Genomic DNA, 18,316 nt, shown 5'->3' on the forward strand with positions numbered 1-18,316 from the left:
CTCGGGGGCCGTGGGTAAGGCCACCCGCGAGCGGCGGTGCGCTGGTCGGCGTGGAGTACCCGTCGACCACGTCCCGGGCGACGTTTACTCCTCGGGGCGCCGGGAACCCGCCGCCCGTGCGACAGGACCGTGGGGAGCCGGATCAGCGCAGGTCAGCCGGGGTGCTGACCGGCGTCGACCGGGCCGGTCCGGTCCTGTTCGACGCGGTGCTGCTGGACCGCGACGGCACCCTGGTCGAGGACGTGCCGTACAACGGCGACCCGGACAAGGTGCGTCCGATGCCCGGCGCGCGGGCCGCGCTGGACCGGTTGCGCGCCGCCGGCCTGCGGCTCGCCGTGGTCACCAACCAGTCCGGGCTGGCCCGGGGCCTGTTCACCGAGGCGGACCTGCACCGGGTGCACCGTCGCGTCGAGGACCTGCTCGGCCCCTTCGACTCGTGGCAGGTGTGCCCGCACGACGACGGGGACGGCTGTGCCTGCCGCAAGCCCGCCCCCGGGCTGGTGCACGCCGCCGCCCGGGCACTCGGCACCGTACCCGCGCGCTGCGTCATGATCGGCGACATCGGCCGGGACGTCACCGCGGCGCTGGCCGCCGGTGCGGCGGGCATCCTGGTGCCCACACCGGTCACCCGCGCCGAGGAGATCGCCGCCGCCGGGTGGCTCGCCGCCGACCTGCCGTCGGCCGTGGACGAGATCCTGCGCCGTCAGCAGGCGCTACGCCCGGCCACGCCACGGCCGACCGGTGCGGGACGGGGGCGGACGGTGCTGGTGGTGCGCGCCGACTCGGTCGGGGACGTGCTGGTCACCGGCCCCGGAATCCGGGCCGTGGCCGCCGGTGCGGACCGGGTGGTGCTGCTCTGCGGCCCGCGCGGCCGGGCCGCCGCCGAGATGCTGCCCGGCGTCGACGAGATCGTGGAGCACCGGCTGCCGTGGATCGATCCCGCGCCCGGTCCCGTCGACCCGGCCGAGATGGCCGCGCTGACCGCCCGGTTGGCGGCCGTCGCCGCCGACGAGGCGGTCGTCTTCACCTCGTTCCACCAGTCGCCGTTGCCGCTGGCCCTGCTGCTGCGGATGGCCGGTGTCCGGCGGATCGCCGCGATCAGCGACGACTACCCGGGAAGCCTGCTGGACGTCCGGCACCGGGTGCCGGCCGGTGTGCCGGAGGCCGAACGCGCCCTGTCGCTGGCGGCCGCCGCCGGGTACGCGCTGCCCGCCCACGACGAGCCGCGCCTGCGACTGCGTCCGGCGCTCGCCCCGCCGCCGGAGACCGGCGCACCGGGCTACGTGGTGCTGCACCCGGGTTCGGACGCGCCGGCCCGGGGCTGCCCGCCGGAACTGGCCGAGCGGATCGCCCGGGACCTCTCCGCCGCAGGCCACCGGGTGGTGGTCACCGGCGGCCCGCAGGAACGGGACCTGACCGCCCGGGTCGCCGGCCGGTACGCCCACGACCTCGGCGGCCGGACCGGGCTCGCCGAGCTGGCCGCCGTGGTGGCCGGTGCCGGCGCGCTCGTGGTCGGCAACACCGGCCCGGCGCACCTGGCCGCCGCCTCCGGGGTGCCGGTGGTGAGCCTCTTCGCCCCCACCGTCCCGTTCGGGCAGTGGGGTCCCTGGCGGGTGCCGACGGTACGCCTCGGCGACGCCGCCGCCGGATGCCGCGACACCCGCGCCGCACGCTGCCCGGTGCCCGGTCACCCCTGCCTCAGCGGGATCTCCCCGGGCGCGGTCGTCGAGGCGCTCCGGCTGCTGGGCGTACCGCCGGACCGGGTGCCCTCCCGCCCGGCGGTGTCCCGTGCGGCGGTATCCACCGGAGGCGGCCGATGAACATCCTGCTCTGGCACGTGCACGGTTCGTGGACCACGTCGTTCGTGCACGGCAAACACCGCTACCTGGTCCCGGCCACCCCGGACCGGGGGCCGTACGGGCTGGGCCGGGCACGGACGTACACCTGGCCGGAGAGCGCCGCCGAGGTGAGCCCGGAGCAGTTGCGCGACACCGAGGTCGACGTGGTCGTCCTGCAACGCCCCGAGGAACTGGAGCTGGCGCAGCGGTGGCTGGGTCGTCGGCCCGGCCGGGACGTGCCGGCGGTCTACGTCGAGCACAACACCCCGAAGGACGGGGACGTGCCGCACAGCCGCCACCCGATGGCCGACCGCGACGACCTGCTCGTCGCCCACGTGACCGCCTTCAACGAGCTGTTCTGGGACACCGGAACGACCCGGACCGCCGTCGTCGACCACGGCATCGTGCCGCCGACGGTGGAGTACACCGGGGAACTGGACCGGCTGGCCGTGGTGATCAACGAACCGGTGCGCCGGTGGCGGGTCACCGGCACCGACCTGCTGCCCCGGTTCGCCGAGATCGCCCCGCTGGACGTCTTCGGCATGAAGGTGGCCGGGCTCGCCGACCACCTCGGCCTGCCCGCCGACCGCCTCACCAGCCACGACGACGTTCCGCAGCACCGGATGCACGCCGAGTTGGCGCGCCGCCGGGCGTACCTGCACCTGTGCCGGTGGACCTCGCTCGGGCTGAGCCTGATCGAGGCGATGAGCATCGGCATGCCGGTGGTGGCACTGGCCAGCACCGAGGCGGTGATGGCCGTGCCGCCGGACGCCGGTGCCCTGGACACCCGCGTCGAGGAGCTGCTGGAGGCCGCCGGCCGGTTCGTCGCCGAGCCGCAGGTGGCCCGGCTCGCGGGACAGGCGGCCCGGGCCGCCGCCCGGGAACGCTACGGCCTCGACCGTTTCCTCGCCGACTGGGACCGGCTGCTGGAGGAGGAAGTATGCGGATAGCGATGATCTCGGAGCACGCCAGCCCGCTCGCCATCCTGGGCGGGGAGGACGCCGGCGGCCAGAACACGCACGTCGCGGAACTCTCCGCCGCGCTCGCCGCGGCCGGGCACGACGTCCGCGTCTACACCCGGCGCGACGCGGTGGACCTGCCGGTGACCGTGCGCAGTCCGGACGGCTACGACGTGGTGCACGTACCCGCCGGGCCGGCCGAGCCGGTGGCCAAGGACGCGCTGCTGCCGCACATGCGCGCGTTCGGCGCCTGGCTGGTGGAGCGCTGGCGCGGCGACTGGACGCCCGAGGTGATCCACGCGCACTTCTGGATGAGCGGGCTGGCGGCGGTGCAGGCCGGTCGGCAGGTCGGGGTGCCGGTGGTGCAGACGTACCACGCCCTCGGCACGGTCAAGCGCCGTCACCAGGGCGTCCAGGACACCAGCCCGGCCCGGCGGATCGGCTACGAACTCCAGCTCGGCCGCTCGGTGGACCGGGTGGTCGCGCAGTGCCGCGACGAGGTCGGCGAACTGGTCCGGATGGGGGTGCCCCGCTCGGCGATGACGGTCGTGCCGTCCGGGGTGAACCTGGGCACGTTCGCCCCGCTCGGCCCGGCCGCCGAGCGGGAGCCGGGACGGCCCCGGATCCTCACCGTCGGGCGGCTGGTGGAACGCAAGGGCTTCCAGACCGTGGTCCGCGCGATGGCGCACGTGCCGGACGCCGAGTGCGTGGTGGTGGGCGGCCCGCCCGCCGGGCTGCTGGAGACCGACCCGTACGCCCGGCGGCTGCGCGCGTTGGCCCGTAGCTGCGGGGTGGCCGACCGGGTCCGGCTGGTCGGCGCGGTGCCGAGGGAGGAGATGGGCCGCTGGTACCGGTCGGCGGACATCCTGGTCGCCGCCCCCTGGTACGAACCGTTCGGCCTGACCCCGCTGGAGGCGATGGCCTGCGGGGTGCCGGTGGTGGCGACCGCTGTGGGCGGGTTGCGGGACACCGTGGTCGACGGGGTGACCGGGGACCTGGTGCCGGCGCGGGACCCGAGGGCCCTGGGCGAGGCGCTGGCCGGGCTGCTGGACGACCGGATCCGCCGGTTCGCGTACGCGGGCGCGGCGCGGGCACGGGCCCGGCAGCACTACTCGTGGACGGTCACCGCGGAACGTCTCGCCGAGGTGTACGCCGAGGTGGCCGCCGTGCACCGGCCGACCCGGGTGGTGGCCTGATGCCGGGGCGCAACCCGCTGGAGACGCACCTGGCGCACCTGGCCGCCGCGCTGCCGCCGTACCGGCGGTGCGAGCCGCTGCTGGTCCGGTGGGGAGCCGCCCTGGCGCAGCACCTGACCGCCGGGGGCCGGTTGCTGGTGGCCGGTAACGGGGGCAGTGCCGCCGAGGCGCAGCACCTCACCGCCGAGCTGGTCGGCAAACTGCGCGAGGACCGGCAGCCGCTGTCCGCCATCGCCCTGCACGCCGAGACCTCGGCGTTGACCGCGATCGGCAACGACTACGGCTACGACGAGGTCTTCGCCCGGCAGGTCCGCGCGCACGGCCGCCCCGACGACGTCCTGCTGCTGCTCTCCACCAGCGGCGGCAGCACGAACCTGCTGGCCGCCGCGCGGGCGGGCCGCCAGGCCGGGCTGCGGTGCTGGGCGTTCACCGGACCGGCGCCCAACCCCCTCGCGGACGCGTGTCACGAGGCGCTCGCGGTGGACTGCCCGGACTCCCAGGTCGTGCAGGAACTGCACCTGGTCTCCAGTCACCTGCTCTGCGAGTACGTGGAGTTGGCGATGGCCGAGCGGCCGACGGTGGAGTACGTGGAGCCGGTGGTGCCGGCGGCGTCGGACGCACCGGCGGCCGGTCCGGTCCGCGCCGGGGTCGAGGTGGTGCTGGACGGTGGGGCCGGCCGACCGGTCGAAGCATGAGGAGGCAAGTGTGAGGGGACCCGTGGTGGTGGTCGGCGACACCCTGCTCGACCGGGACGTGGAGGGCGTGGTGAACCGCCTCTGTCCGGACTCGCCGGTCCCGGTGCTCGACGAGACCGCGCACGTCGACCGGCCCGGCGGGGCCGGGCTCGCCGCCGTCTTCGCCGCCGCGCAGGGCGCCGAGGTGGTGCTGGTCACCGCGCTGGCCGACGACGCCGGTGGAGCCCGGCTGGGAGTGCTGCTGGCCGCTGCCGGGGTGCAGGTGTACCCGTTGCGGCTGGCCGGGTCCACCCCGGAGAAGATCCGGTTGCGGGCCGGCGGGCGGGTGCTGCTGCGCCACGACCGGGGCGGCGGCGCCCAGACGCCGGGCGAACCCGCCGAGGCGGTGCTGCGCGTCATCGAGCGGGCGTCGGTGGTGCTGGTCAGCGACTACGGCCGGGGGGTGGCACGGCAGCCCGCGCTGCGGGCGGCCCTGGCGGCGACCCGGGCCCCGGTGGTCTGGGATCCGCACCCCCGTGGCCCGGCGGCGGTGCCCGGGGTGCACCTGGTGACACCGAACGAGACGGAGGTGCAGGAGCTGGTGGAGGCGCCGGCCGCCGCCACCCGGCTGGCCACCGCCGCCGACGGTGCCGAGCGTCTGCGGCAACGCTGGCGGGCCGGTGCGGTGGCGGTGACGTTGGGCGCCGACGGCGCGTTGCTCAGCCACGCCGGGTCGACGCCGCTGGTGGTGCCGACGCCGATGGCCGCCGAGGGTGACACCTGCGGCGCGGGCGACCGGTTCGCGGTCGCCGCCGGCCTGGCCCTGGGCCGGGGTGCGCTGCTCTCCGAGGCGGTGCAGGAGGCGGTGACCGAGGCGTCGGCGTACGTGGCGGACGGGGGCGTGGCGACCGCGTTGCCGCCGCCGGTGCGGCGGGCGCCGCAGGCGGTGCACACGGCGGTGGGCGGTGACCGGGTCGGGGTGGCGGCAGCCGCCGCCGCGGTCGCCCGGGTCCGCGCCGCCGGGGGGACGGTCGTGGCGACCGGAGGCTGCTTCGACCTGCTGCACGCCGGTCACGTGGCGACCCTCCAGGCCGCCCGGCAACTCGGTGACTGCCTGGTGGTGTGCCTCAACTCCGACACCAGCGTCAGCGGCCTGAAGGGACCGGACCGGCCGGTCGTGGGGCAGGACGACCGGAGCCGCCTGCTGGCGGCGCTGAGCTGCGTGGACGCGGTGATGATCTTCGACGAGTCGACCCCGGCGGCGGCCCTGTCCTGGCTGCGGCCGGACATCTGGGTCAAGGGCGGGGACTACGCCACCGGCGGCGGGGACGGTGACTGTCTGCCCGAGGCCGAGATCCTGCGCCGCTGGGGCGGCCACACCGTGGTGGTGCCGTACCTGGACGGCCGGTCCACCACCGAGATGATCGCCGCGACGGCCGCCCGTACCGGCGTGGGGGTGTCCCGATGAGCGCGCCCGGCACCGGCCGCACCGTGCTGGTCACCGGCGGATCCAGCGGGTTGGGCGCGGCCGTGGTGGCCGCGGTGGCCCGCTCCGGCGGGCGGCCCCTGGTGCTGGACCGGCAGGCGCCCGGCGACGGGGTGGCCTGGGTCGAGTGCGACCTGGCCGACACCCGGGCGGCGGAGGCCGCCACCCGGCAGCTCGCCGAGCGGGAGGGCGGTCTCGACGCGGTGGTCACCGCCGCCGGGGTGGACGTGCCCGGCCGGTTGGCCGACGTGCCCGGCGAGACCTGGGACCGGATCGTCGCGGTGGACCTGCTGGCCACGGCGGCGGTGATCCGGGCCGCGCTGCCGTTCCTGGAGGCCGCCCGGGGCAGCGTCGTCACGGTGGCGTCCACGCTCGGGGTGAAGGCGGTCAGCGACGCCACGGCGTACTGCGCGGCGAAGTTCGGCGTGGTCGGGTTCACCCGCGCGCTCGCCGCCGAGCTGGCCGGGTCGGTGAACGTGACGCTGCTGGTGCCGGGCGGCATGCGGACCGCCTTCTTCGACGACCGCGACGCGCAGTACCGGCCGGGGCCGGACGCGATCCTCAACGACCCGGCGCACACCGCCGCCGCCGTGATGTTCGCGCTCTCCCAGCCGGCCGGCTGCGCGGTCCGCGAGATGGTGGTCTGCGCCGAGCAGGAGACCTCGTACCCGTGATCCTGGCGCTGCGTGCCCTCGGCGTCGGTGACCTCGCCACGGCGGTCCCGGCGGTGCGGGCGTTGCGGGCGGCGTACCCGGACCGGGAACTGGTGCTCGCCGCGCCGGCCTGGCTCGGCCCGCTGGTCGAGCTGGTCGGCGGCGTGGACCGGCTGCTGCCCGCCGACGGTCTGGACCGGCTGGGGACTCCCGGCGGGCCGGTGGAGGTGGCGGTGAACCTGCACGGCCGGGGGCCGCGTTCGCACCGGCTGCTCGCCACCACCGGCCCGGACCGGTTGTTCGCCTTCGCCGACGCGCGGGCGGACCACGCCGACGGGCCCGGGTGGGACGAGGAGGAGCACGAGGTGGCGCGCTGGTGCCGGCTGCTGCGCTGGTACGGGATCCCGACCGACCCGACCGACCTGGACCTGCGACGGCCGGCGTCGGGGACGATGCCGACCGGCGTGACGGTGCTGCATCCGGGCTCCAAGGTGCCGGCCAAGCGCTGGCCTCCCGGGCGGTACGCGGCGGTGGCCCGGGAGCTGACCGGCCGGGGACACCGGGTGGTGCTGACCGGCGGTACGGGGGAGCGGGCCACCGCCGTACGGGTCGCGGACGAGGTCGGGTTGCCCGCCGACGCGGTGCTGGCCGGGCAGACCGACCTCGGGCAGCTCGCCGCCCTGGTCGCCGGTGCGCGGCTGGTGGTCAGCGGGGACACCGGAGTGGCGCACCTGGCCACCGGCTACCGCACCCCGTCGGTGGTGATCTTCGGTCCGGTCCCGCCCGCCCGATGGGGGCCGCCGCCGGAGCGACGACGACACCGGGTGCTCTGGGCCGGACCGGCGGCATCCCCGGGCCGGGACGGGGTAGACGGTCATCCGGCGGTCACCGCCGTCGGGGTCGACGCGGTGCTGGCCGCCGTCGAGGAGGTGGAACGGGTGGTGCGGGCGGATCGTGCGGTTGCGGCGTAGTGATCCGGGCCGGCCGGGATACGGCCGCCGGCGACGCGGTCCGGGCTGGTCGTTCGTCGACCCGCGCGGCGAGCCGGTGCGCGACCCGGACGACCTGGCCCGGCTGCGTGCCCTGGTCATCCCGCCGGCCTGGCGCCAGGTGTGGATCTCGCCGCACCCGAACGGGCACATCCAGGCCATCGGGACCGACGCCGCCGGCCGCAAGCAGTACCTCTACCACCCGATGTGGCGGCAGCGGCAGGACGAGGCCAAGTTCGAGCACGTGCTGGAGGTGGCCCGCCGGCTGCCGGTGCTGCGCGAACGGGTCGGCCACGACCTGACCGGGCGCGGGCTGCGCCGCGAGCGGGTGCTGGCCACCGTGACCCGGCTGCTCGACATGGGCACCTTCCGGGTCGGCAGCGACCAGTACGCGGCCGGGGACGACCCGACGTTCGGCGTCGCCACCCTCCGCCCCGAACACGCCCGGTCCCGCCAGGGCTGCGTGGTCTTCGAGTTCCCGGCGAAGGGCGGCATCGAGCAGGTGCGTCGGGTCTCCGACCCGGAGCTGTGCCGGGTGCTCACCCATCTGCGTCGCAGTCGCCGGGCGGCGGACCGGTTGTTCGGCTACTGGGACGGCCGGCAGTGGCGCGACGTGCGGGCCGACGAGGTCAACGACTACCTGCGCGACGCCAGCGGCGGCGAGATGACCGCCAAGGACTTCCGCACCTGGCACGCCACCGTCCGGGCGGCCACCGAACTGGCCGTCCTCGGGCAGCCGAGGTCGGTCACCGCCCGTCGGCGCGCGGTGGCCGGCGTGATGCGCGAGGTGGCGGAGCTGCTCGGCAACACCCCGACGGTGGCCCGGACGTCCTACGTGGACCCGAGGGTGGTCGACCTGTTCCACGACGGTGTGGTGGTGCCGGTCACCCGGGACACCGACCGCGAGCAGGCCGAGCGCGCCGTGCTCGACCTGCTGGACCGGTCCTGACCGGTCACCGGCCGCCCGCCGTACGCGTCCGGATCATCGCCTCGACTCCGTCGAGCACGCGGCCGAGCCCGAACCGCCACTCGGCGTCGACGTAGTCCTCGTCGTCGTCGCCCTCGGCGATCAGTTCGTGGATCGCCGGGTACGGCCCGTCGGCGGTGAGCCGGGCCAGGTGCCGCCAGTAGTGCAGGCCCACCTGTTCGGGGGTCTGCCCGCTGCGCACCGCCGCCTCCATTAGGTCGGCGGTGGTGGTGGCCCAGCTCCGGGCGTACCCGCTGACCAGCATGATGGTGGAGACCCGCTCGGTGCCGCGTAGGCCGGTGCCGGCCAGGGCGAGGAGTCCGTACTCCAGCCAGCGGACCTGGTTGGGGTTAATCGGCGGGCCGCTGATCGGCACGTGCCGTATCCACGGCTGTCGGCGTAACGCCTCCAGGCTCCCCTCGGCCCACCGGGTCAGTGCGGGACGCCACCCCTCGTCGGGGGCACGTGGGCGCGGGGGCGGTCCGTACGCGGTGTCGACCATGAGGTCGAGCAGGTCGTGTTTGGTCGGCACGTACCGGTAGAGCGACATCGTCGACGCGCCCAGCTCGCGGGCGACGCGGCTCATCGACACCGCGCCGAGCCCCTCCGACTGGGCGACCTGGATCCCGGCGGAGACCACCTGCTCCAGACTGAGGCCACGCTTCGGGCCACGGCTCGGACGCTCGCGCAGCCCCCAGGCGAGCGCGACGTTCTCGGGCAGTTCGACCTCGGGGCCGTCGCTCACTTCCACCTCCACCGGACCGGCTTGACCCTCATCCTAACTTCTGCGTATGTTCTACGCAGATAAGCGTACGGCATACGCAGAAAGCGGAGGGTGACCCATGACGAACGGACCACCGGCGGTCGAGCTGGTCGAGCTGAGGAAGTCCTTCGGCGACCTCGTCGTCCTCGACGGGCTGACCATGCGGGTGCCGGCCGGCGGCGTACACGCGCTGCTCGGCCAGAACGGGGCCGGCAAGACCACCACCGTGCGGATCCTGGCCACGCTGACCCGGCCCGACGGGGGCAGCGCCCGGGTCGCCGGCCACGACGTGGTGCGCGACCGGCGGCGGGTCCGGCGGACGATCAGCCTCGCCGGCCAGCACGCCGCCCTGGACGACACCCAGACCGGCCTGGAGAACCTGACCATGCTGGCCCGGCTCACCGGGCTGTCCGGGTCGGCGGCCCGGAAGCGCGCCACCGACCTGTTGGAACGCTTCGCGCTGAGCGACGCGGGCGGGCGGCAGGCGATCACCTACTCCGGGGGCATGCGCCGCCGCCTGGACCTCGCCGCCAGCCTGGTCGGGCAGCCGTCCGTGGTCTTCCTCGACGAGCCCACCACCGGCCTGGACGTGCGCAGCCGGCAGGGGCTCTGGGAGGTCGTCGGCGAACTCGCCCGCACCGGGGTGACCGTGCTGCTCACCACGCAGTACCTGGAGGAGGCCGACCGACTGGCCGACCGGATCACCGTGTTGCACCAGGGCGCGATCGCCGCCGAGGGCACCGCCGACGACCTCAAGCGCCGTTTCGGCGCGCACCGGCTGGAGCTGACCTGGCACGAGGAGGCCGGCCTCCGCGCGGCGGCCGCGCTGTTGGGCGACCGGGTCACCGGCCGGGACCCCGAGTGGCTCGCCCTCTCGGTGGCCACCGACGGCAGTGCGGCACAGGTGCGCGCGCTGCTCGACGAGATCGATCCGGACCGTCACGGGGTGGCCCGGTTCGCCGTCCGGGAGGCGACCCTCGACGACGTCTTCCTCACCCTCACCGGCACTCCGGTGCCCGCGAAACGGCAGGTGGCCCATGTCTGAGCTGGCGGTACGCGGATCGCAGACGGCGGTGATGATCGGCCGTTGCGTCCGGCTGTCCCGCCGCAACGTCGACGCGTTGCTCACCTCGCTGCTGCTGCCGGTGATGCTGATGCTGGTCTTCGTCTACCTCTTCGGCGGGGCGATCGACACCGGCTCGGCGTACGTCACCTACGTGGTGCCCGGCGTGCTGCTGCTCTGCGCCGGGTTCGGTGCGGCGGGCACGGCGGTGAGTGTCACCACGGACATGACCAACGGCATGATCGAGCGGCTGCGCACCATGGACGTCGGCGCGACCTCGATCATCGGCGGTCACGTGGTGGCCAGCATCGCCCGCAACACGGTCTCCACCGTGCTGGTGCTGGCCGTCGCCGTCGCCATCGGGTTCCGGCCCGCCGTGGCACCGCTGCGGTGGCTGGCCGCCGCCGGGGTGCTGCTGCTGTTCCTGCTGGCGGTCTCCTGGCTGTCGGCGGCGTTCGGGCTGTTGGCCCGTACCCCCGAGGCGGCCAGCGGCTACACCTTCCTGGTGATGTTCCTGCCCTACCCGAGCAGTGCCTTCGTGCCGGTCGAGACGCTGCCCGGTTGGCTGCGTGGCTTCGCCGAACACCAACCCGTCACGCCGGTCATCGAGTCCCTGCGCGGGTTGCTGCTCGACCTGCCGGTCGGCACGGCGCCGGCCCGTGCGGCGGCCTGGTGCCTGGGTCTGCTGGCGGTCGCGGTGCTGCTCTCGGCGGTGCTGTTCCGTCGCCGGATCGCCTGATCCGCACGACGCGGGGGGCGACACCCGACGGGTGTCGCCCCCCGACCGTCACTGTCGCTCAGTCGTTGAGGACCTGGGCCAGCCGGTCCCGGAAGCGCCGCTCCGAGGGGCTGACCTGACTGCCGCCGAGCCCGAGGATGCCGCCGCTGGTGGCCGCCCCCACCACCTGGTCGGTGATCTCCACCAGCCAGTGCCGGTACGCGCCGGCCTCGCCCTCGTCGACCTTCTCCGCCAGCAGCGCCGCAGCGGCCTTGGCCCGGCCCAACACGTCCTCGGCGTACGCGCGCGGGTCGTCCGGCGCGATCACCGGCAACTCCTCACCGGCCTCCGGGTCGCCCACCCGGGTCACGATCTCCCCGGCCACGGCGGCCACCAACGGGCTGGCCGACTCCCGACCGGTGGAGATGGTCTCCAGCCCGGCCGCGCTCTCGGCCATCGTCGCCCGGGTGCTGTCGGACTCCGCGGCGCTCGCCGCGGTGAGCACCGCCTGCGGCAGGCCGACAAGCAACCCCCACTCCTCGTCGGAGAAACCGAAAGCGGTGTACGCCGGCTCTTCGATCACGACCGTGCCTCTCCCGTTCGTCGTCCGGATCCCGGTCACGCGCCATCCGTGCTGGCCGCGCCGGGCCCGGTATGTCCCCGCCGCCATCGCGGCGGGCTCAGGTTAGTCCAGCGTCAGCAGTCCCTGTTCGGACACCACGCTGACCGACAGCGTCTTGTACCCGACCTCCTCGAAGAGGACCGTCATCCGGTCGTCCTCGTAGCTGAGCACCAGGCCGCCGCCCCACTCCGGGTGCCGCACCTGGCTGTGCACCGGGAACGGACCCACCGCGCCGTCGTCGGCGGTGCTGGTGCCGGCGTGGCAGTTGTCGCAGTGCCCGCAGATCTGGGTCATCTGCTCGCCGAAGTACGCCAGCAGGGTCTGCCCCCGGCAGCCCGTGGTCTCGGCGAAGGCCCGCATCATGTCGGTCCGTGAGCGGGTCAGGTTCTGCTGCCGCTCGGCCTCGGCCACGGCCGCCTCGGCGGCCTCCACCGGGGTCGGCGAGTAGCGCGGCGCGCCGATCCGCTGCCGGGCGCGCGGCTGCGCCGCACCGACCTGCTCCAGCAGGGCCAGGTACTGCCCGAGCTTGCGCGGCCCCAGCCCGGTCACCTCGCGCAGCTCCTTCTTGGTGGCCGGTCCCTGCCGCAGCAGGGCGGCCAGGTCCCGCAACTCGGTGGCGTCCGGCAGGCCACCGCTGAAGAAGCGTTGCAGGCCGACGTCCTCGGCCTGCCAGAGCAGCAGGACGCGGGCGGGCTGGCCGTCGCGCCCGGCCCGGCCGATCTCCTGGAAGTAGCTGTCCGGCGAGTCGGGCAGCGCCATGTGCACCACCCAGGCGATGTTCGGCTTGTCGATGCCCATGCCGAACGCCGACGTGGCGACCATGATCGGCACCTGGTCGGCGAGGAACGCCTCGTGCAGCCGGGCGCGGGCGCTGGCGGACATTCCACCGTGGTAGAACTGCGCCGGGTAGCCGGCGTCGGTGATCCGGGCCGCGAGGTCCTCGGCGGCCCGCCGGGTGGGTACGTAGATGATGCCCGGCCGCTCCTCGTCGCGCAGCAGGGCGATCAGCCGCCGCCACCGGTAGTCCTCGGTCGGGCAGTGCGCCACCTCGAAGAAGAGGTTCGGCCGGTCCAGTCCGGACACCACGATCTCGGGATCACGCAGCCGCAGCCGCGCCACGATGTCGTCGCGTACCGGCGGCGAGGCGGTGGCGGTCAGTGCCACCACCGGCGGCCGCCCGATGCCCTCGATGAGCTGACCGAGTGCCAGGTAGTCCGGGCGGAAGTCGTGCCCCCAGGCCGAGATGCAGTGCGCCTCGTCGATCGCGACCAGCGCCGGCTTCAACGCGCGCACCTCGGCCAGCCGGTCCGGGTTGGCCAACTGCTCCGGCGTGATGAAGAGGAACTCGGCCCGGCCGTCGCGGATCTCGGCGATCGCCTCGGCCTGCTGGGCCGGCGACTCGTCCGAGCTGATCCGGACCGCCCGCAACTCGGCCCGTTGCCGCTCGTTGAGCGCGGCGATCTGGTCCTGTTGCAGGGCGAGCAGGGGGGAGATGACCACGGTCGGGCCGGGGATCAGGCTCGCCGGGATCTGATAGATCGCCGACTTGCCGGCGCCGGTGGGCAGCACCACCAACGCGTCGCGCCGCCGCATCACCGCGCGCATCGCGGCCAGCTGGTTGGGGCGCAGGGTGGACCAGCCGAACAGGCTGCGCGCCGCGCGGCGCAACGACATCGAGTGCGTGGTGAGCTTCATCGAGGGCCGCAGGTACCCGGCCGGACCAGCGCCGAAACACCGGTCCGGCCACGCGGGACCGCCAGGTGTGGCAACGGTCTCGCTACGTCACCGCTCAGGGCAGTCGGGGTAGCACGTCGCGCTGGTACAGGTCCATCAGCCCCTGCCAGTCCGGCCCGGTGTTGGCGACGTAGACCTCGTCGAAACCGGCCTTCGCGTACGCGTCGATCTTCGCCAGGTGTGCGTCGGCGTCGTTGCCGCAGACGAACGCCTCGCGCATCGCCTCCGGGTCGACCAGTTGGGCGGCCTGCTCGAAGTGCCGGGGCGAGGGCAGCACCTGCAACAGTTCACCCGGGATCGCCTCGGTCGGCCAGCGCTCGTACGCCAGCCGCATACCCTCCTCCACGGTCGGCGCGTACGCCGCCTTGAAACCCGCCTGGCACGGCTTGTCTCCGCCGCCGTTGTCCCGGAACCGGTTCACCAGCTCGGCGTCGGGCATGGTGTTGACGAAGCCGTCGCCGATCCGGGCGGCCAGGTCCACCGCCTTGGGGCCGAAGGCGGAGACGTAGATCGGCGGAGGCGTCTCGGGCAGCGTGTAGATCCGCGCGTGCTCCACCCGGTAGTGCTTGCCGTAGTGGTTGACGAAGCCCCCGTCCCACAGTTTCCGCATCACCTCGACCGCCTCCTCCAGCATCTCCAGCCGGACGCCGGCCTGCGGCCAGTGGTCGCCGAGGATGTGCTCGTTGAGTGCCTCGCCGGAGCCCACCCCGAGCACGAACCGCCCGGAGTGCAGCACCGCGCTGGTCGCCGCCGCCTGGGCCAGCACCGCCGGGTGGATGCGGACGGTGGGACACGTCACCGCCGTGGTGACCGGCAGGCGGCAGGTCTGGCTCAACGCGCCGATCATCGACCAGACGAACGGGGCCTGGCCCTGTGCGTCGGTCCAGGGGTGATAGTGGTCGGAGATCCAGAGCGCCTGGAAGCCGGCGCGTTCGGCGGCCTGCGCCTGCGCCAGCAACTGCTCCGGCGGATACTCCTCAGTGGACAGGAAGTAGCCGATCTTCATGGGTGCCCCCTCGCCGTGATGGTGTCCAGAGCCAGGCGGTACCCCGGCGGGGGCGGGTCACACCCGGCGGCGAGGTCAGCGCCGGAACATCGCCCGGATGGCCAGGAGCAGCAGCAGGCCGCCCACCACCAGGCCGAGCAGGCGTACGCCGGGGATGTCGGCCGGGCTCGTCGCGTCGGCGAGCAACAGCAGCGGGTCCATCTCCGCACTCTGCTGGCAGAGCGCTCCCAAGGCAACTGTAAGGTTTATTGACTATTCGGTGGCACGGTGTGACCATTGCTGCACCGCCGGGTGGCGGGGGGAGTCCGCGGCGGAGGATGACGGGGGTACGCGACCGCATGAGCGAGCGTCAGCGAGCGAATCTTCAACGCAGTGCGGTGGTGCCTCATGGCGGCCCGGAGCGTAGCGGAGGGCGGGCATGAGCGAGCGTCAGCGAGCGAATCTTCAGCGAGCGAACGGGAATCTGGCGGCGTTGGCCGCCGCGGTCCTGCAACCCGGGTTCGTCGGCACCGTACCGCCCGCGTGGGTCTGCCGCTGGCTCGGCGACGGCCTCGGCGCGGTGGTGTTGTTCAGCCGCAACGTCGTCGACCCGGAGCAGGTGGCGGCGCTCACCGCCGGGCTGCGGGCGGAGCGGCCGGACGTGATCGTGGCGATCGACGAGGAGGCGGGCGACGTCACCCGCATCGAGTCGGGTCGGGGCAGCACCCGGCCGGGCAACTTCGCTCTCGGCGTGGTGGACGACCCGGCCCTGACCGAGGAGGTCGCCCGCGACCTGGGTGTCGAACTCGCCGCGCTGGGCGTGACCCTGGACTACGCGCCGGACGCCGACGTCAACTCCAATCCGGACAATCCGGTGATCGGCGTCCGCTCGTTCGGTGCCGATCCGTCCGTGGTGGCCCGGCACACCACCGCCTGGGTGCACGGACTCCAGTCGGGCGGCGTGGCGGCCTGCGCCAAGCACTTCCCGGGGCACGGCGACACCCGGGTGGACTCCCATCACGACCTGCCCCGGATCAGCGGGGACCGGGATCGGCTGGACGCCGTCGAGCTGGCCCCGTTCCGGGCCGCCGTCGAAGCGGGCGTGCAGGCGGTGATGACCGGGCACCTGCTGGTGCCGGCGCTGGATCCGGAGCTGCCGGCGACGCTGAGCACCCGGATCCTGGGCGGCGTGCTCCGCGAGGAGATGGGCTTCAACGGCGTGGTGGTGACCGACGCGGTGGAGATGCAGGCGGTCGCCGGCCGGTACGGCCTCGCCGGTGCGGCGGTGCGGGCGTTGGCCGCCGGGGTGGACGCGATCTGTGTCGGCGGTGAGCACGCCGACGAGGAGACGGCCCGGCACCTGCGCGACGCCATCGTGGACGCGGTCGTGGCCGGGGACCTGCCGGAGGAGCGGCTGGCCGAGGCGGCGAAGCGGGTCGGTCAGCTCGCGGCCTGGACGGTGGCCGCCCGGACGGCCGGTGGACGTGTCCCGGTGCCGGCCGGCGGGTCGGGCGTCGGGCTGGTCGCCGCGCGGCGGGCGCTCCGGGTGACCCGTGCCGACGGGGGTGCCGCGCTGCCGTTGGCCGCCCCCGCGCACGTGGTCGAGTTCCAGCCGCCGCACAACATCGCGATCGGGGCGGAGACCCCGTGGGGAGTGGCCGCGCCGCTGACCGCGCTCGTGCCGGGCACCACCAGTGCCCGTTACGCGCGGGGCGAGGTGCCGGCCGACCCGGCCTTGGGCGCCGCCGGCCGACCGCTCGTCCTGGTGGTGCGCGACCTGCACCGGCACGACTGGATGCGGGCTGCCGTCGACCGGGTGCTGGCGGACCGGCCCGACGCCGTGGTGGTGGAGTTGGGGGTGCCCGCACTGGTCACCGGCACGGTGCACGTCGCCACGCACGGGGCCACCCGGGCCGCCGGTCGGGCCGTGGCCGAGCTGCTGGGTGGGACCGCCGTCACGCGGGGCTGGTGACCAGGTCCGCGTACTCGGGATGGCGCTCGATGTAGGCGTGCATGAACGGGCACTGCGGCACCACCCGCTGCCCCTGTGCGCGGACCTGGTCCAGGGTGCCGCGCATCAGTGCCGTGCCGACGCCCCTGTTCTGGAAGGCCGGGTCCACCTCGGTGTGCGTGAAGACCAGCGCCTCCCCCCGGGGAAGGTATGCGGTGAACCCGGCCAGCGCGTCGTCGACCAGGATCTCGTAACGGTGCTTGGCGGCGTTCTCCTCGACCAGCATGCTCACCGACCCATTGTCCACCGCCGGTTCGGCACGCCGGGCCCGTTCGCCTACGTCTCGTACGCTGAGGCGGTGACGAACCGATCGCTCGCCGGCCACCGCCGGCGCACCCTCGCCTGGAGGGTCCCCACCCGCAAGTCGGCCGGTCTGCTGGCCGGACTCGCACTCGGTGCCGCCCTGCTCATGGGGTGCAGCTCCGAGGGTGCCCGCACCGACTGCGGGCTGGACGCCTGCACGGTGACCTTCGACCGGGGGGTGGACGCGCGCGCCAACATTCTCGGTGTCGAGGCCCGGCTCGTCGAGGCCCAGGACGACGTGGTGACCATCGAGGTCGCCGGTGAGCAACTGTCGCTGACCGTCGGCCAGCAGGCCGCCGATGTCGGCGGCCTGGCGGTCACCCTGGACAGCGTCACCGATGCCGAGGTCAAGGTACGCATCTCGCGCAATTCCGGCTGACGCCGACAGCCGTCCGATCCGTCCGTCCAGCCGTCGCTTCCCCGCGGCGGCTGGACACGTTTGGAAATCTTCGCGTCCGGAGATTGAGGCCCCATGTCTCTCACCCGGAACGCCGAAGCCACCGCCGCCCGTACGGCCGACAGCCGGTGGCTGGAACTCCTCGCCCGGGCCGGTTTCATCGGCTACGGGATCGTGCACCTGTTGTTCGGTTGGTTGGCGTTGCAGATCGCATTCGGCAACTCCTCCGACGACGGTGACCAGTCCGGCGCGCTGCGGACACTCGCCGCGCAGCCGATGGGCACATTCGTGGTCATCGCCATCGCCGTCGGCATGGTCGCCATGGCGATCTGGCAGGCCCTCGAAGCCGCCGTCGGGCACCAGACCGAGAGCGGCAACGACCGGATCAAGGAGCGGGTCTTCTCCGCCGCCCGCGCGGTCATCTACCTCTGGCTGGCCTGGACGGCCTGGAAGGTCTTCTCCAACGCCAACTCCGACAGCGCCTCCCAGCAGGAGGAGATGACCGCCCGTCTGATGGAGTCGACCGGCGGTCGGTGGCTGGTCGGTCTCGCCGGCCTGGTCCTCATCGGTGTCGGCGTCGGCATGTTCATCTACGGCGTCAAGAAGAAGTTCATGAAGCGGCTGAAGACCGGCGAGATGAACGCCAAGACCACCCAGCTCGCCCGGCGGCTCGGCATGGCCGGCTACACCGCCCGGGGCAGCGCGTTCGCGGTGACCGGAGTGCTGGTCGTGCTGGCCGCGGTCAACTACGACCCGGAGAAGGCCCGGGGCCTGGACGCCGCCCTGCGGACGCTGCGGGACCAGGCGTTCGGCACCATCCTGCTGTCGCTGGTCGGCCTGGGCATCGCCGCCTTCGGCCTGTACTGCTTCCTCCAGGCCCGCTACCGCAAGGTCTGAGGTACTCCGTCCCGACGCCGGCCATCGCAGCACCGCTGCGGTGGCCGGTTTCGACGGTCCG

At 74.2% G+C, this 18,316-nt stretch carries 19 protein-coding genes; 13 read left to right on the forward strand and 6 right to left on the reverse strand.

Annotated features, from left to right (window positions below; all coding sequences use genetic code 11):
• The first annotated feature begins 206 nt into the window (after nt 1-206).
• The 8 genes from ABZ738_RS12155 to ABZ738_RS12190 are packed head-to-tail and all read left to right on the forward strand — an operon-like array spanning nt 207 to nt 8,744.
• A complete protein-coding gene (locus tag ABZ738_RS12155) occupies nt 207-1,820 on the forward strand; it encodes an HAD-IIIA family hydrolase (RefSeq protein WP_357212757.1) in 1,614 nt (537 codons plus the stop codon).
• A complete protein-coding gene (locus ABZ738_RS12160) occupies nt 1,817-2,788 on the forward strand; it encodes a glycosyltransferase (RefSeq protein WP_131056823.1) in 972 nt (323 codons plus the stop codon). Before ABZ738_RS12155 ends, ABZ738_RS12160 begins: the two co-directional genes overlap by 4 nt.
• Nucleotides 2,779-3,993: a glycosyltransferase gene (locus ABZ738_RS12165; RefSeq protein WP_131056821.1), complete on the forward strand. Its 1,215-nt coding sequence runs from the start codon at nt 2,779-2,781 to the stop codon at nt 3,991-3,993. The genes ABZ738_RS12160 and ABZ738_RS12165 overlap by 10 nt, the downstream gene beginning before the upstream one ends.
• Nucleotides 3,990-4,688 (forward strand): SIS domain-containing protein, encoded by a 699-nt coding sequence (locus tag ABZ738_RS12170; protein ID WP_131056825.1) that lies wholly within the window; start codon nt 3,990-3,992, stop codon nt 4,686-4,688. The genes ABZ738_RS12165 and ABZ738_RS12170 overlap by 4 nt, the downstream gene beginning before the upstream one ends.
• Nucleotides 4,689-4,698: 10 nt before the next feature.
• Nucleotides 4,699-6,135: a PfkB family carbohydrate kinase gene (locus tag ABZ738_RS12175; RefSeq protein WP_357212666.1), complete on the forward strand. Its 1,437-nt coding sequence runs from the start codon at nt 4,699-4,701 to the stop codon at nt 6,133-6,135.
• Nucleotides 6,132-6,827, forward strand: a complete 696-nt coding sequence (locus ABZ738_RS12180; RefSeq protein ID WP_176093251.1) for an SDR family oxidoreductase — start codon at nt 6,132-6,134, stop codon at nt 6,825-6,827. The genes ABZ738_RS12175 and ABZ738_RS12180 overlap by 4 nt, the downstream gene beginning before the upstream one ends.
• Complete coding sequence (locus tag ABZ738_RS12185; RefSeq protein ID WP_357212668.1) at nt 6,824-7,777, forward strand: glycosyltransferase family 9 protein; 954 nt, start codon at nt 6,824-6,826, stop codon at nt 7,775-7,777. The genes ABZ738_RS12180 and ABZ738_RS12185 overlap by 4 nt, the downstream gene beginning before the upstream one ends.
• Complete coding sequence (locus ABZ738_RS12190) at nt 7,761-8,744, forward strand: DNA topoisomerase IB (RefSeq protein ID WP_131055891.1); 984 nt, start codon at nt 7,761-7,763, stop codon at nt 8,742-8,744. Before ABZ738_RS12185 ends, ABZ738_RS12190 begins: the two co-directional genes overlap by 17 nt.
• 4 nt (nt 8,745-8,748) lie before the next feature.
• Here the strand turns inward: ABZ738_RS12190 and ABZ738_RS12195 are convergent, their stop codons facing one another.
• Entirely contained in the window at nt 8,749-9,507 is a 759-nt protein-coding gene (locus ABZ738_RS12195; RefSeq protein ID WP_236145949.1) for a TetR/AcrR family transcriptional regulator, read from the reverse strand.
• A 97-nt stretch (nt 9,508-9,604) separates the two neighbouring features.
• Here ABZ738_RS12195 and ABZ738_RS12200 point away from each other — a divergent pair, with 97 nt between their 5' ends.
• Nucleotides 9,605-10,570: an ATP-binding cassette domain-containing protein gene (locus ABZ738_RS12200; RefSeq protein WP_131055893.1), complete on the forward strand. Its 966-nt coding sequence runs from the start codon at nt 9,605-9,607 to the stop codon at nt 10,568-10,570.
• Nucleotides 10,563-11,327 (forward strand): ABC transporter permease, encoded by a 765-nt coding sequence (locus ABZ738_RS12205; protein WP_131055895.1) that lies wholly within the window; start codon nt 10,563-10,565, stop codon nt 11,325-11,327. The genes ABZ738_RS12200 and ABZ738_RS12205 overlap by 8 nt, the downstream gene beginning before the upstream one ends.
• A gap of 58 nt (nt 11,328-11,385) precedes the next feature.
• On the opposite strand, the gene ABZ738_RS12210 is transcribed toward ABZ738_RS12205, so the two are convergent.
• From ABZ738_RS12210 to ABZ738_RS12225, 4 genes are all read right to left on the reverse strand, one after another.
• Nucleotides 11,386-11,889, reverse strand: a complete 504-nt coding sequence (locus ABZ738_RS12210; protein ID WP_131055897.1) for a hypothetical protein — start codon at nt 11,887-11,889, stop codon at nt 11,386-11,388.
• Nucleotides 11,890-11,991: 102 nt separating this feature from the next.
• Entirely contained in the window at nt 11,992-13,623 is a 1,632-nt protein-coding gene (locus tag ABZ738_RS12215; RefSeq protein ID WP_357212672.1) for a RecQ family ATP-dependent DNA helicase, read from the reverse strand.
• Nucleotides 13,624-13,717: 94 nt separating this feature from the next.
• On the reverse strand, nt 13,718-14,668 hold the full coding sequence (locus ABZ738_RS12220) for a TIGR03557 family F420-dependent LLM class oxidoreductase (RefSeq protein ID WP_131057010.1): 951 nt from the start codon (nt 14,666-14,668) through the stop codon (nt 13,718-13,720).
• A gap of 75 nt (nt 14,669-14,743) precedes the next feature.
• Nucleotides 14,744-14,869, reverse strand: coding sequence for a hypothetical protein (locus tag ABZ738_RS12225; protein ID WP_255446669.1), 126 nt, complete (start codon nt 14,867-14,869; stop codon nt 14,744-14,746).
• A 217-nt stretch (nt 14,870-15,086) separates the two neighbouring features.
• On the opposite strand from ABZ738_RS12225, the gene ABZ738_RS12230 reads away from it, so the two are divergent.
• A complete protein-coding gene (locus ABZ738_RS12230) occupies nt 15,087-16,619 on the forward strand; it encodes a glycoside hydrolase family 3 N-terminal domain-containing protein (protein ID WP_357212674.1) in 1,533 nt (510 codons plus the stop codon).
• Here the strand turns inward: ABZ738_RS12230 and ABZ738_RS12235 are convergent.
• A complete protein-coding gene (locus ABZ738_RS12235) occupies nt 16,603-16,884 on the reverse strand; it encodes a GNAT family N-acetyltransferase (RefSeq protein WP_236145836.1) in 282 nt (93 codons plus the stop codon). The two genes, ABZ738_RS12230 and ABZ738_RS12235, sit on opposite strands and share 17 nt — an antisense overlap.
• 72 nt (nt 16,885-16,956) lie before the next feature.
• Here ABZ738_RS12235 and ABZ738_RS12240 point away from each other — a divergent pair, with 72 nt between their 5' ends.
• A complete protein-coding gene (locus ABZ738_RS12240) occupies nt 16,957-17,340 on the forward strand; it encodes a hypothetical protein (RefSeq protein ID WP_131054354.1) in 384 nt (127 codons plus the stop codon).
• A 93-nt stretch (nt 17,341-17,433) separates the two neighbouring features.
• The gene (locus tag ABZ738_RS12245; RefSeq protein ID WP_131054353.1) at nt 17,434-18,255 is read left to right on the forward strand and encodes a DUF1206 domain-containing protein; all 822 of its coding nucleotides are present in this window, start codon (nt 17,434-17,436) and stop codon (nt 18,253-18,255) included.
• The last annotated feature ends 61 nt before the right edge of the window (nt 18,256-18,316 follow it).

Origin of the sequence: Micromonospora sp. NPDC047793 (genome assembly GCF_040642635.1) — a bacterium.
Lineage (GTDB): Bacteria > Actinomycetota > Actinomycetes > Mycobacteriales > Micromonosporaceae > Micromonospora.

Coding starts and splice junctions, on each gene's coding strand:
- ABZ738_RS12160 (WP_131056823.1), top strand. CDS start 1,817: ATGAACATCCTGCTCTGGCACGTGCACGGTTCGTGGACCACGTCGTTC.
- ABZ738_RS12165 (WP_131056821.1), top strand. CDS start 2,779: ATGCGGATAGCGATGATCTCGGAGCACGCCAGCCCGCTCGCCATCCTG.
- ABZ738_RS12180 (WP_176093251.1), top strand. CDS start 6,132: ATGAGCGCGCCCGGCACCGGCCGCACCGTGCTGGTCACCGGCGGATCC.
- ABZ738_RS12200 (WP_131055893.1), top strand. CDS start 9,605: ATGACGAACGGACCACCGGCGGTCGAGCTGGTCGAGCTGAGGAAGTCC.
- ABZ738_RS12205 (WP_131055895.1), top strand. CDS start 10,563: ATGTCTGAGCTGGCGGTACGCGGATCGCAGACGGCGGTGATGATCGGC.
- ABZ738_RS12215 (WP_357212672.1), bottom strand. CDS start 13,623: ATGAAGCTCACCACGCACTCGATGTCGTTGCGCCGCGCGGCGCGCAGC.
- ABZ738_RS12220 (WP_131057010.1), bottom strand. CDS start 14,668: ATGAAGATCGGCTACTTCCTGTCCACTGAGGAGTATCCGCCGGAGCAG.
- ABZ738_RS12225 (WP_255446669.1), bottom strand. CDS start 14,869: ATGGACCCGCTGCTGTTGCTCGCCGACGCGACGAGCCCGGCCGACATC.
- ABZ738_RS12230 (WP_357212674.1), top strand. CDS start 15,087: ATGAGCGAGCGTCAGCGAGCGAATCTTCAGCGAGCGAACGGGAATCTG.
- ABZ738_RS12235 (WP_236145836.1), bottom strand. CDS start 16,884: ATGCTGGTCGAGGAGAACGCCGCCAAGCACCGTTACGAGATCCTGGTC.
- ABZ738_RS12245 (WP_131054353.1), top strand. CDS start 17,434: ATGTCTCTCACCCGGAACGCCGAAGCCACCGCCGCCCGTACGGCCGAC.